Source organism: Rhabdothermincola salaria, assembly GCF_021246445.1.
In the GTDB taxonomy this organism is placed as follows: domain Bacteria; phylum Actinomycetota; class Acidimicrobiia; order Acidimicrobiales; family Acidimicrobilacustridaceae; genus Rhabdothermincola_A; species Rhabdothermincola_A salaria.
Genome location: NZ_JAJQXW010000002.1, coordinates 38,243 through 50,947, shown reverse-complemented (window position 1 = coordinate 50,947; position 12,705 = coordinate 38,243). Strand labels below are relative to the sequence as shown.

The 12,705-nt window shown below is 72.0% G+C and carries 13 protein-coding genes; 9 read left to right on the top strand and 4 right to left on the bottom strand.

The genetic code is table 11. The annotated features are described in order from the left end of the window. Positions 1-23: 23 nt before the first annotated feature. From LUW87_RS09535 to LUW87_RS09520, 4 genes are read left to right on the top strand one after another with little or no spacing between them, the layout of a single operon-like run. Positions 24-836: an enoyl-CoA hydratase/isomerase family protein gene (locus tag LUW87_RS09535; RefSeq protein ID WP_232670943.1), complete on the top strand. Its 813-nt coding sequence runs from the start codon at positions 24-26 to the stop codon at positions 834-836. Position 837: 1 nt separating this feature from the next. Beyond that, positions 838-2,175: an acyl-CoA dehydrogenase family protein gene (locus LUW87_RS09530; RefSeq protein WP_232670942.1), complete on the top strand. Its 1,338-nt coding sequence runs from the start codon at positions 838-840 to the stop codon at positions 2,173-2,175. Between the two features lie 2 nt (positions 2,176-2,177). Continuing rightward, entirely contained in the window at positions 2,178-3,062 is an 885-nt protein-coding gene (locus LUW87_RS09525) for an enoyl-CoA hydratase/isomerase family protein (protein ID WP_232670941.1), read from the top strand. Beyond that, positions 3,059-3,895, top strand: a complete 837-nt coding sequence (locus LUW87_RS09520; RefSeq protein WP_232670940.1) for an enoyl-CoA hydratase/isomerase family protein — start codon at positions 3,059-3,061, stop codon at positions 3,893-3,895. Before LUW87_RS09525 ends, LUW87_RS09520 begins: the two co-directional genes overlap by 4 nt. 5 nt (positions 3,896-3,900) lie before the next feature. On the opposite strand, the gene LUW87_RS09515 is transcribed toward LUW87_RS09520, so the two are convergent. Then, positions 3,901-4,614: a 3-keto-5-aminohexanoate cleavage protein gene (locus LUW87_RS09515; protein WP_232670939.1), complete on the bottom strand. Its 714-nt coding sequence runs from the start codon at positions 4,612-4,614 to the stop codon at positions 3,901-3,903. 84 nt (positions 4,615-4,698) lie between these two features. On the opposite strand from LUW87_RS09515, the gene LUW87_RS09510 reads away from it, so the two are divergent. Next, positions 4,699-5,055, top strand: coding sequence for a hypothetical protein (locus LUW87_RS09510; RefSeq protein WP_232670938.1), 357 nt, complete (start codon positions 4,699-4,701; stop codon positions 5,053-5,055). 97 nt (positions 5,056-5,152) lie between these two features. Here LUW87_RS09510 and LUW87_RS09505 read toward each other — a convergent pair whose 3' ends face one another. Next, a complete protein-coding gene (locus LUW87_RS09505) occupies positions 5,153-5,986 on the bottom strand; it encodes an enoyl-CoA hydratase/isomerase family protein (RefSeq protein WP_232670937.1) in 834 nt (277 codons plus the stop codon). A 72-nt stretch (positions 5,987-6,058) separates the two neighbouring features. Between LUW87_RS09505 and LUW87_RS09500 the strand changes: the two genes are divergently transcribed. Further along, a complete protein-coding gene (locus LUW87_RS09500; protein WP_232670936.1) occupies positions 6,059-6,979 on the top strand; it encodes an SDR family NAD(P)-dependent oxidoreductase in 921 nt (306 codons plus the stop codon). Between the two features lie 11 nt (positions 6,980-6,990). Continuing rightward, positions 6,991-8,169 carry a thiolase family protein gene (locus LUW87_RS09495; protein WP_232670935.1) on the top strand — a complete coding sequence of 393 codons (1,179 nt, stop codon included), beginning with the start codon at positions 6,991-6,993 and terminating at the stop codon, positions 8,167-8,169. A gap of 22 nt (positions 8,170-8,191) precedes the next feature. On the opposite strand, the gene LUW87_RS09490 is transcribed toward LUW87_RS09495, so the two are convergent. Continuing rightward, positions 8,192-8,863 carry a DUF998 domain-containing protein gene (locus LUW87_RS09490; RefSeq protein WP_232670934.1) on the bottom strand — a complete coding sequence of 224 codons (672 nt, stop codon included), beginning with the start codon at positions 8,861-8,863 and terminating at the stop codon, positions 8,192-8,194. Between the two features lie 154 nt (positions 8,864-9,017). Next, a complete protein-coding gene (locus tag LUW87_RS09485; protein ID WP_232670933.1) occupies positions 9,018-10,490 on the bottom strand; it encodes an aldehyde dehydrogenase family protein in 1,473 nt (490 codons plus the stop codon). Positions 10,491-10,657: 167 nt separating this feature from the next. On the opposite strand from LUW87_RS09485, the gene LUW87_RS09480 reads away from it, so the two are divergent. Together LUW87_RS09480 and LUW87_RS09475 are read left to right on the top strand one after the other, a co-directional pair. After that, entirely contained in the window at positions 10,658-11,485 is an 828-nt protein-coding gene (locus LUW87_RS09480; RefSeq protein ID WP_232670932.1) for an SDR family oxidoreductase, read from the top strand. Between the two features lie 3 nt (positions 11,486-11,488). After that, positions 11,489-12,679 (top strand): cytochrome P450, encoded by a 1,191-nt coding sequence (locus LUW87_RS09475; protein WP_232670931.1) that lies wholly within the window; start codon positions 11,489-11,491, stop codon positions 12,677-12,679. Positions 12,680-12,705 lie beyond the last annotated feature (26 nt).

Below are 12,705 nucleotides of genomic sequence, written 5' to 3'. Positions count from 1 at the left end.
GACGGCGCAGTAGACACGTGCACATGAGTGCGTACGACACAGACATCCCGGGACTGGTGACCTCGCTCGACGACGGCGTCCTGCGGCTCACCTTCGCCAAGCCCGAGAAGCGCAACGCCCTCGACGACGACGTGGTGGCCGGGCTCATCGACGCCGTCGACACCGCCGGTCGCGACGAAGCGGTCCGGGTGATCGTCCTGGCCGGGGAGGGCGACCACTTCTGCTCCGGCTTCGACATCGTGTCGCGCAACGCGGCGGGTGCACCCCGGCCCCGAGCCGGCAGCATCCAGCGGCGTCTGCCCTCCCAGGCCCATCGCCTCATCCCCCTGATCCTGCGCACCCAGGTGCCGGTCGTCTGCATGGTGCGGGGGTGGGCCGCCGGCATCGGCCTCAACCTGGCCGTGGCCGCCGACTTCACCGTGGCCGCCAGTGACGCCCGCTTCTGGGCACCGTTCGTGGGTCGGGGCTTCACGCCCGACAGCGGCGCCACGTGGATGCTGCCGCGACGCATCGGCGACGTGCGCGCCCGCGACATGATCCTGCTCGGTCGCGTGGTCGACGGCGCCGAGGCCGCCGACTGGGGCCTGGTGCACGCCGCAGCGGCCACCGACGACGTCGACGAGGTCGCCGAGGAGCTGATCGGCCGCCTGGCCCAGGCCCCCACCGTGGCGCTGGGTCTGGCCAAGTGGCTGATGCACAGCGGGCGCACCAGCCCGCTCGACGACCACCTCCACGACGAAGCCTTCGCCATGGAGCTCTCGTCGCGCAGCGACGACTTCAAGGAAGGGCTGAAGGCGTTCACCGAGAAGCGCGAGCCCCAGTACCGAGGGCGATGACATGAGCGACCTGATGCACCCGCCCCCCGGCGTGTCCACCGACGAGCTGGCCATGGCTGCGGGCCTGTCGCTCGACGACGCCGTGGCGGCGGCGCGGGCGTGGGTGGAGGCCAACGTGCCCGAGGCGTGGCGGGAGGCGTCGGCTCGTGGCGGAGCGGCCGCCATCCGCGAGGTGCGTCGCTTCGACGACTACCAGTCGTGGTATCCCACCTTCGCCCGTTCGGGGCTGGCGGTGGCCACCTGGCCCGTCGCCTACGGCGGCCTCGACCTGGCCCCGAAGGTGGCCCGGGCGGTCGAGGCGGTGCTGGCCCCGTACAACCTGGGCCGGCTCAACCCCCTCGGCCTCAACCTGGCTGCTCCCGCGTTGTTCGCCCACGGCACCGAGGAGCAGCGCCTGCGGTTCCTCCCGCCCATGGTGCGCAACGAAGAGGTGTGGTGCCAGCTGTTCAGCGAGCCCGGAGCCGGCTCCGACCTGGCGTCGCTGGCCTGCCGGGCCGAACGCGACGGCGACGAGTGGGTGCTCACCGGCCAGAAGGTGTGGAGCACCTGGGCCCACAACGCCGACTTCGGCGTGCTGCTGGCCCGCACCGACCCCGACGCCCCCAAGCGCAAGGGCATCACCTACTTCCTCGTCGACCTGCACCAGCCCGGGGTCGAGGTCCGGGCCCTGCGCCACATCACCGGCGAGATCGACTTCAACGAGACGTTCCTCGACGGCGCCCGGGTGCCCGACTTCCAACGGGTGGGCGAGATCGGCGACGGCTGGAAGGTGGCCAACGCCACGCTGTCGGGCGAGCGCCAGATGGTGTCGGGCTCGGGATCAGGTGGCGTCGATCGCATCGGCGGGTCCGGGGCCGAGTCGCTGGTGGCGCTGGCCCGGCGGCGTAGCGAGGCCGGTCGGCCCGGAGGCTGGGACGACCCGGTCGTGCGCGACCAGATCATGAGGGTGCTGAGCGAGGAGCGCATCCGGGGGTGGACCAACCAGCGGGTCCGCTCCACCGTCAAGGCCGGTCGGGCCCCAGGGCCGGAGAGCTCCATCGGCAAGGTCCACCAGGGTTCGCTCAACCAGCGGATCCAACTCCTGGCCACCGAGCTCCTCGGTGCCGAGGCCATGGCCTGGGAGGGCACCGTGCCCGACGGCACCGACGACGATCCCGCCGTCGTGTACGGCGCCTCGTTGCCCCGCGAGGTCAAGGGCATGTTGCGCAGCCGGGCCAACACCATCGAGGGGGGCACCAGCGAGGTCAACAAGAACATCCTCGGCGAGCGGGTGCTGGGCCTGCCCCGCGAGCCCGACCCCTACCAGGGGGCCGCCTGGCGCGACGTCCCCCGGAGCTGACGGTGAGCGATCCCGTTCCCGTGGGGGACCAGCCGTTCGAGACCCTCGTCGTCGAGCGACGGGGTCCGGTCGGCTGGCTCGTCTTCGACCGCCCGAACGCCGGCAACGCCATGGACGCCACCATGCTGGCCGAGCTCGAGCGGGCGTGGCGCGTCCTCGACGACGACCCCGACGTGCGCGTCATCGTCAACACCGGCGCCGGCCGCAACTTTCAGACGGGCCTCGACGTGGTGCAGCTCAGCCGCGACCCCGAGGCCCTGCGCGAGCAGTCGCGCCGCACCAAGCGGGCCGAGCTCAAGCTCTCGGCCTGGCACAACGACGTGGCCACCCCCGTCATCGCCGCCGTCAACGGGGCGTGCGCCGGCGGCGGGCTCCACTTCGTCGCCGACGCCGACATCGTGATCGCGGCGGCCGACGCCACCTTCCTCGACCCCCACGTCTCCATCGGGCAGGTCACCGCCTACGAGGCCATCGCCCTGGCCCGCAAGGCGCCCTTCGAGGCCATCATGCGCATGGCGCTGGTGGGTCGCCACGAGCGCATCACGGCGGCGCGGGCGCACGACCTCGGCGTGGTGAGCGAGGTGGTCGACCCCGCCGAGCGCCTCCGGGAGCGCGCCCAGGAGCTGGCCGAGACCATCGCCCAGAACTCGCCCGCCGCCATGGCGGTGTCCAAGCGGGCGCTGTGGCGAGCCCTCGAGCTCGGCCTCACCGACGCCTGCCGGGCGGGCGCCCGCGACCTGGTGTCGCTGTGGGGCCATCCCGACCAGAACGAAGGACCGCAGGCGTTCGCCGAACGCCGCCCCGCCCGATGGGCGCCCTTCACCGGGCTCCCCGCCGACCCGCACGACACCGATCCCACCGACGCACCGACCGGAGACCCGCAGTGAGCGACGCCACCTACACCGACTACACCTGCCTGCAGCTCGAGCGCCACGGGCCCGTCGGGTGGCTCATCAACGACCGGCCCGACCAGCTCAACGCCATGAACAACACCATGCGCGACGAGTTCGCCGACGCCTGGCTCGAGCTCGACCGCGACCCCGCCGTGCGCGTCATCGTGCACACCGGCAACGGCCGGGCCTTCCAGACCGGCGTCGACGTCTCCGAGATCGCCTCCGACGGCGTGGGCATGGAGCGCTACCGCGACTCCATGGAGAACTTCGACGTGCACTTCACGGCCTGGCACCAGGGCGTGCAGAAGCCGGTCATCACCGCCGTCAACGGGTTGTGCGCCGGCGGGGCCTTCCACTGGGTGGCCGACGCCGACGTGGTCATCGCCGCCTCCGACGCCCAGTTCTTCGACCCCCACGTCTCGGTCGGGCAGGTCGTCGCCATCGAGGCCATCGGGCTGCTGCGCAAGATGCCGTTCGAGGCGGTCATGCGCATGGCCCTCATGGGTCGCTACGAGCGCATGAGCGCCGAGCGGGCCCTGCAGCTGGGAATGATCAGCGAGATCGTCGATCCGCCCGAGCGCCTCCGTGAGCGGGCCCAGGAGCTGGCCGAGACCATCGCCAAGAACTCACCGACGGCCATGGCCGCCTCCAAGCGCGCCCTGTGGGGCGCGCTCGAGATGGGGCTCACCGACGCCTGCCGGGCCGGCGCCAAGGATCTGGTGTCGATGTGGGGCCACCCCGACCAGAACGAGGGCCCGGCCGCCTTCGCCGAGAAGCGCGAGCCGCAGTGGGCCGACCCCGAACCCGGTGACGGCCCCCAGCACTGAGCGGCTCAGCGGATGCGGCCGACGACGGTGCGGACCAGTTGGGCGTTGTCGGTGGCGAGTGAGCCGTCCGGCAGGGTGACGGTGTCCTCCATGCCGATGCGGGTGTCGTAGCCCCGCTCGATGGCCACGTCGACCACCGCCCAGGCCGTGGCCTGGTAGCCGTGCAACAGTCGGGGCACGCCCGGGGCCACGTCGCCGAGGGCCGCCTCCATGTCGGCCACCGCGGCCAGGGCGTCGTCGAGGTCCTGCATCAGCGGCTCGAGCAGGATGCGGGTGCAGCGCTCTGCCAGGCCGCTTTCCACCAGCAGGGCGGCGGCCTCGCCGTGCCACAGGCCCGCCTCGACGCCCACACCCTTGGCGAGCAGGGCGTCGGCGATGTCGAGCGCACCCGGCTCGTGGATGTTCACCGAGGCGAAGTCGGGCCGCTCGGTCCAGGTGGCGATCGCCGCCAGGCGGTCGGCCGGGTCGGGCAGGAACCAGGCCCCGGTGGAGACGCCGAAGGGCACGTCCACCGCAGCGCGCACGGCGGCCACCGCAGGGTCGATGGCGGCCCCGTCGAGGCTCTCGGCCCCGTCGTCGCCTCGAGGGTGCATGTGGATCGCACCTGCCCCGGCGGCCACGACCGCACGGCCGGCGGCGGCCAGCTCCTCGGGGGTGACGGGGACGCCGGGATGGTCGGTGCGGCGGCGGGCACCGTTGAGGCAGGCCTTGACGAGCATCCCCCGATCATGGCCGCCCCAGGCGCCGCAGGTGTGCGAGTCGGCCCGGTCGGGCGCCGCTCGCCCATCGACCAGGATGGGCGGGTGACGTTCGGATCGCCGATCGAGTGGAGCACCCGGGCCAAGGTCGGGGCCATCGTGATGGTGGCCGTGCTGTTGGTGGCCGTCGGCGCGGCGTCGCACGCCAGGGCCGTGGTGGAGGCGAGCTACACCTGCCCGGTCGTCGAGGGCGACGCCGGCGAACTGGCCTACAGCCTGTTCGATCCGAGCACCTGCACCTACGCCGACGGAGGAGCCACGCTCCCTGCCGTGCGTGGCGAGCGCGACTGGCTCGACCCGCTCGTCTCGGCGCTCGTCTTCGGCATCGGAGCCGTCGTGGTGATCGCCGGCGCTGCCCTGGCCGTGCGTACCGTCCGCCGGGACGCTCGCCACCACTCCTAGCCGGCCAACCCTCGTCGAACCTGTCGGACTTCGGCGCTACCTGTGGGCGCTCTTCTCCGACAGGTTCGCCGATGCCGCGGGTCGGAGGGTCAGGGGGTCAGAGGCGGCCGTCGGTGCGGATGTCCTCGGCGACCCAGTTGGGATTGCGGCGCTCCTTGAAGGCGGTGAAGCCCTCGACCGGTTCCGGGCCGGCCAGGCTCTTCTCCATGGTCATCTTGTCGTAGTGGCCGTAGACGTCGCCGATGATGCGCTTGACCTCGCCGTAGGCGTCGGGGGCGCAACGACAGCACCACTCGAGCGCATCGGTGGCCTCGGCCATCAGCTCGTCGTGGGCCACGACGCGGGTGACGATGCCCCAGTCGAGGGCCTGGGCGGCATCGACCACCCGGCCGGTGAACAGCATGTCCTTGGCCCGGGCCGGGCCGATCTGGGCCGGGAGGTACGTGGCGTAGCCGGTGTCGGCGATGCCCCGGAACAGCTCGGGCGCCCGGAAGGTGGCGTGTTCGCTGGCCACGGCGATGTCGGCGAGCATGGCGATGAGCATGCCGCCGCCCTGAGTGAGGCCGTTGACGGCGCACACCACCGGCTTGCGGGAGCGGCGAACGGCGTCGAAGGGCGTGTTGTCCATGCTGAGGTAGCCGGGGCCGCCCCAGTCGTCCACCGGGTCGGCGCCGAGGTCGCCACCGGGGATGAACACGTCGCCGGTGCCGGTGATCAACAGTCCAGCCAGCGAGTCGTCGGCGTTGACGTGGTCGATGGCGTAGCGGATGCCGAAGTACATGGCCCCGGTGAGGGCGTTGCGCCGTTCGGGGCGGTCGACCACGCAGTGAGCGATGCTGCCGTGGCGTTCGAAGCGCAGGAAGGGCGTGCCCAGCCAGTCACCTTCCGGCGGCCGTGGCCGTCCGTCGCTCGTGTGGTGGCTGTCCGTCATGTGACCCCCGATCGGCGTGTTGCATAAGGTATCCGAACCCCTGATGACCTGATGGTGGAGGAACCGACGCACATGGGCATGCTCGACGGCAAGGTGGCAATCGTGACCGGAGCGGGTCACGGCATCGGTCGGGGCCACTCGATGGAGCTGGCCAAGCACGGCGCCAAGGTCATCGTGAACGACCTCGGTGGCAGCGAGCGCGGCGAGGGCGAGGGCCGCGACGCCGACCAGACCGTCGACCTGGTGAAGGCCCGCGGCGGTGAGGCCAGCGCCAACTACGGCGACGTCTCCGACCACGAGCAGTGCGGCGAGATGGTGCAGCAGGCCATCGACACCTACGGCCGCCTCGACATCGTGGTCAACAACGCCGGCATCGTGCGCGACGCCGCCATCTGGAACATGCCGGTCGAGGACTTCGACAAGGTCCTGGCCGTGCACCTGCGAGGCACCTGGTCCACCAGCCACCACGCCGCCACGTACTTCCGGGCTCAGGCCAAGGCCGGCAACCGCATCAACGGCCGCATCATCAACACCACCTCGGGTGCCGGCCTCACCGGCAACTTCGGCCAGACCAGCTACGCCACGGCCAAGGCCGCCATCGTGGGCCTCACCCTCACCCTCGCCCAGGAGCTGGCCAGCTCGGGCGTCACCTGCAACTGCGTCGGCCCCTCCGGGCTCACCCGCATCACCGCCACCATGCCCGGCATGCCCGATTCCTTCGAGCCCGACGAGATCGGCGACGACGAGTTCCACCCGATGGACCCGGCCAACTCGTCCCCGCTCGTGGCCTGGCTGGCCAGCGACGAGGCGGGCTACGTGAACGGCCAGGTCATCCGCTCGCTCGACGACCGCCTCATCTGGATGCAGGGCTGGCGCGAGAAGAAGACCATCTCCAACGACGAGAAGAAGTGGGACGCCACCAAGCTCGGCGCCCGCCTGGGCGGCGAGGTCTTCGGCCTGCAGCCCACCGGCCTCAAGTTCGAACAGGCCTGAGGAGGCCCGCCGTGCCCGCCACCGATGCCGTCATCGTCAGTGCCGCCCGCACCCCCATCGGCCGGGCCCGCAAGGGCTCGCTGATCGGGGTCGACGCCTTCCAGCTCGCCGAGGTCGCCGTGGGGGCGGCCATCGAGCGCAGCGGCGTCCCCGCCGCCGACATCGACGACATCGTGGTGGCCGAGTCCCTCCAGGGCGGCGGCGTCATCGCCCGCCACGTCGCCGTCGACCTGGGCCTGACCGGCGTGCCCGGCCTGGCCGACAACCGCCACTGCGCCGCCGGCCTCTCGGCCATCCAGATCGCGGCCAGCTCCATCATGGCGGGCATGGACTCGGTGGCCGTCGCCGGTGGCACCGAGAGCCTGTCCACCTCGCCGTCGGCCATGAAGCGCCTCAGTCTGGGCGCCGATCCCGTGCCGTGGATGTCGCCCAGCCACCGCGAGACGCCCGACGCCCCCGCCTTCGACATGACCATCACCGTGGGCGACAACTGCGCCAAGGAGGCCGGCCTCACCCGTCGCGACCTCGACGAGTGGGCCGCCTACACCCACGGCCGGGCCATCGAGAGCATCGACAACGGTTGGTTCGAGAGCCAGATCGTGCCGGTCGAGGCACCCCAGCCCGACGGCTCCACCCTCACCTTCGCCGTCGACGAGCACCCCCGTCGGGGCACGACCGTCGAGGGCCTGGCCGAGCTGAAGCCCCTGCACCCCGAGATCGACGGCTTCACCATCACCGCCGGCAACTCGGCCGGCCTCAACGACGCCGCCGCCGCAGTGATGTTGACCAGCTCCGACTACGCGACGTCCCACGGCCTCGAGCCGCTGGCCCGCATCGTGGCGTGGGCGTCGGTCGGCATCGAGCCGGCCCGCACCGGCATGGCCCCCACCCTGGCCATCCCCAAGGCGCTCGAGCGGGCCGGCATGGCCATCGGCGACATCGAGCTCTGGGAGATCAACGAGGCCTTCTGCTCGGTGCCGGTGGCCGCGGTGCGGGCTCTCGGCATCGACCCCACCATCGTGAACACCAACGGCAGCGGCTGCAGCCTGGGTCACCCCATCGCCGCCACCGGCGCCCGCATGGTGGTCACCATGGTCCACGAGCTGCGTCGTCGAGGCCTCACGCGAGGCCTGGTCTCCATGTGCGCCGGCGGCGGCATGGGCTCGGCGCTGGTCCTCGAGATCCCCTGACCCCGACCGACGCCCGGACGGATCAGCGCGCCGGCTCGGCGGGATCGGTGGGCGCCACTGCCGAGGCGGTGGGGCCCACGCGACCGGTGAGGAGGGCGGCGGCCGTCACCATGATCCAGAGGTCGGTGACGGTGAGGCCGAGGCGCTGGAAGACCCCGGTGGGGAGCTCGGTGGCGGTCAGGACCAGCGCCGCGCCCGAGACGGCGCCGGTGGCCACGCCCAGGCGGGCGAGGAGCCGATGTCCGCGGCGCCACAGAGGCCGGGCCGCCAGCAGCGGCGTGGCGGCCAGGGTGAGGTAGCCGAGGCCGGCGAACACGGCGTGCCACTGGTCGACGAGGGTCGAGCAGTCGAGCGGCGTCAGTGCCACGCCGAGGGTGGCCAAGCCGGTTGCCGCCGCGGCCGCGCCGGCCCAGGTCGCTCCGGGCACGGCTCGGCCCAACGCCACCCCGTAGGCAGGGAGGCTCACGCCGAACACCACGAAGCCGGCCGTCATCAGGGCGCGGGTGTCGGCGTCGACGGCCGCCAACCGGCTGATGGCGTCGTCGACGGGGGAGTACCCCGCCCCGGCGACGGCCCCGCCGACCAGCCAGGCACCGATGAACGCCGCCGGCCCCACCAACCCGCCGAGCGCGGCCACCCGGCACGCGGTCGACGGGCCGGGATCGGGGCCGGCGCCGGGGTCGGGATCGTCCATCGGGCCACGGTATGGCGGCGGCGTGGTGGCGGCGGTTCTCGGCCGGCGCGAGTGTCGACTCGATCGACAACGCTGTCGGCGCGCGCTCCCCGCCTCGGTGCGCCACGCCGACGGCACCCCCCCCCAGGCCAGGGCCCGGTGGTGCCGCCGGGCGTCAGCCGGCGGGCTCGGCGTAGGCCTTCTGCTCGAGGTACTCCTCGAAGCCGGCCACACCCATCTCGCGGCCGACGCCGGACTGCTTGTAGCCGCCGAAGGGCACGTCGGCGCCGTACCAGAGGCCGCCGTTGATGGCCATGGTGCCGGTGCGGATGCGTCGGGCCACGGCCAGGCAACGCTCGCGGTCGGCGCCCACGACCGCCCCCGAGAGCCCGAAGACGGAGTCGTTGGCGATGGCCACGGCTTCGTCGTCGCTGTCGTAGGCGATGGCCACCAGCACCGGCCCGAAGATCTCCTCGCGGGCGATGGCCATGTCGTTGGTGACGTCGGCCAACAGGGTGGGCTGGAACCAGAAGCCCTTGTCGAACTGCTCGGCGATGCCGCCGCCGACGACGACCCGGGCGCCGTCGGCCACGGCCTGGCGGACCATGGCGTCGATGCGGGCCAGCTGGGCGGCGTTGACGATGGGGCCGGTCATGTTGCCGGGCTCGGTGGGGTCGCCGTAGGGGAGCGCCGCGATGAGGGCCCCGGCGGCCTCCACGCCTTCCTCGTAGCGGTCGCGGGGGATGAGCAGGCGGCTGGTGGTGGCGCAGCCCTGGCCCCCGTGGGTGCACACCTGGAAGCAGGCCCCGCCGACGGCGGCACCGATGTCGTCCATGTCGTCGAGGGCGATGTGCACCGACTTGCCGCCCAGCTCGAGGAACACCTTCTTGATCGTCTCGGCGCCCGCTTCCATGATGCGCCGCCCGACCGCGGTGGAGCCGGTGAAGCTGACCATGTCGACGGCGGGCGAGGTGGTGAGCACCTCGCCGATGGCCTTGTCCGAGGAGGTGACCACGTTGAGCACGCCGGCCGGCAGGTCGGTGTGCTCGGCGGCCAGTCGACCGAGGGCCAGACCGGACCAGGGCGTGTCCGGTGCCGGCTTCAGCACCACGGTGCACCCGGCGGCCAGGGCCGGGGCGAGCTTGGCCATGTTGATCTGGGTCGGGTAGTTCCACGGCGTGATGGCGGCGACGACGCCGGCGGCCTCCTTGGTGACCCAGCGGTGCATCCGGCCGGCCATGGTGTCGGCCTCGCCGAGGTCGGTGGACCAGTCGTAGGACTCGGCCAGGTCGGCGTAGAAGATGAGGTAGTCGCGGGGGGTGGCCAACTGGGGGCCGTCGATGAGCAGCCGGGGGGCGCCCACCTCGGCGATGGTGAGGTCGCCCAGCTCGGTGTGGTGCTCGACCATGGCCTGGTGGAGCTGGCGCAGGCACCGCACCCGCAGCGCGACGTCGGTGGACCACCCGGACTCGTCGAAGGCGCGCCGGGCGGCGGCGATGGCCCGTTCGAGGTCGGCGGCGCTGGCGTCGGCTGCGACCCCGATGACCTCCTCGGTGGCCGGGTTCACGTTGTCGTAGACCTTGCCGCCCTCGGCGTCGACCAGCTCACCGTCGATGTAGAGGCGTTCCTCGTGCCACAACTCGCCCATGTGGTCCATTCCCCCTCGGGCCCCGGGGCCCGGTTCGTGCCGGGAGCGCGACGCCCCCGCGGCACCCTTCGGTCGGAGCGCATACTGTATACGGACGTGGGGAACGGGCGTGTGGGCCGACCCCGGGAACGGGCCGTCCCGGCCCGTGAGAACACGAGAGGGGCGACATGGGCGCTGCGTCATACCGCTACGACGGCAAGAGGGCACTGGTCGTGGGTGGAGCCACGGGGATGGGCGCGGCCACCGCGCAGCTGGTCAAGGACCTGGGGGCCGAGGTCGTGGTCATGGACCATGCGCCCGTCGAGCTCGACGGGGTGACGGCGATCTCGCTCGACCTGCGCGACAGAGCGGGCATCGACGCCGCCGTCGACGAGTGCGGCGGGCGCATCGACGCGCTCTTCTCCTGCGCCGGCGTCGCCGACGGCACGCCGGGCATCGAGAAGATCAACTTCATCGGGCACCGCCACCTCATCGACCGGGCCATCGACGCCGGGATGCTGGGGCGCGGTTCGGCCATCGGCATGATCTCGTCGTCGGCGGGGCTGGCCTGGGAGAAGAACCTCGAGCGCCTGAAGGAGTACCTCGACACCCCCGACTTCGACAGCGCGGTGGCCTGGGTCGAGGCCCACCCGGGCACGGCCGACTACATGTGGTCCAAGCAGGCGGTGTGCGCCTACGTCGCCCGCCAGTCCTTCGCCATGCTGCAGAAGGGCATCCGGCTCAACGCCATCCTGCCCGGGCCCACCGAGACCCCGCTCGCCCTGGCCAACAAGGACCTGTGGCTCGAGTTCGGCAAGGACTTCCGCGACGCCGCCGGGGTCGACGCCTCCACTCCCGAGGAGCAGGCCGACGTGCTCGCCTTCGTGTGCAGCGACGCGGCGCGCTACCTCAACGGCCAGACCATCATCGTCGATGCCGGCTACACGGTGGCCGGTGCCACCGGGTCGTTCCCGGCGGCCACCCCGGCCGTCGACTTCCTCTACGGCAGGTACTGATCCATGAGCGACATCTACTGGGATCCGTTCGACACCGAGATCGACACGAACCCCCACCCGGTCTGGACGCGCATGCGCGACGAGGCCCCCGTCTACCGCAACGACCGGTTCGACTTCTGGGCCCTCAGCCGCTTCCACGACGTCGAGGCTGCCCACCGCGACCCGGGCACCTACAGCTCGGCCCACGGCACCGTGCTCGAGATCATGGGCCCCGACCTGAGCAACACCGGCCAGATCATCTTCATGGACCCGCCCGAGCACACCATCCACCGGGCCCTGGTGTCGCGTGCCTTCACCCCGCGGCGCATGGCGGCCATGGAGGACGAGGTGCGTGGGCTGTGCGCCGAGCTCCTCGACCCGCACGTGGGCTCGACCGGGTTCGACTTCGTGCAGGACTTCGGGGCCCAGCTCCCCTCTCGGGTGATCGCCCGGCTGGTGGGCGTGCCCGACGAGGACCGCGAGGAGCAGCGCCACAACATCGACGGCATCTTCCACATCGAGCCCGGCGTCGGCATGATCAACGAGACCGCTCTGGGGTTCCGCATCAAGCTGTACGAGTACCTCGATGCCCTGGTGGAACGGCGCATGGCCGATCCCACCACCGACGACCTCATCAGCGTGCTCTGCCACGCCGAGATCACCGACGAGCACGGCGAGGTGCGCAGCCTCACCCGCTCGGAGATCACCGACTTCACGCTGCTGTTGTTCACCGCCGGCACCGAGACGGTCATGCGCCTGTTGGGCAACGCCGCCGTCCTGCTGGCCGAGCACCCCGACCAGCGGTCCGACCTGGTGGCTCACCCCGAGCTCGTCCCCAACGCCATCGAGGAGCTGCTGCGCTTCGAGGCCCCCTCGCCGGTGCAGGGTCGCTGGACGACCCGGGAGGTCACCGTCCACGACGTGACCATCCCCGAGGGCTCCAAGGTCTTGTTGCTCACCGGCAGCGCCGGGCGCGACGAGCGGGTCTACCCCGATCCCGACCGGTTCGACGTGCGGCGCCAGTTCGCCCACCACGTCTCGTTCGGCTACGGCATCCACTTCTGCGTGGGCGCCGCCCTGGCTCGCATGGAGGGCCGCATCGGGCTGGAGGAGGCCCTGCGCCGCTTCCCCGACTGGCAGGTCGACCCCGATCGGGTCGTGCGCCAGCACACCTCCACCGTGCGCGGGTACTCCCAGGTCGGCGTGCTCGTCTGATCATCGCAAGGGGCCGTGCCACCGGC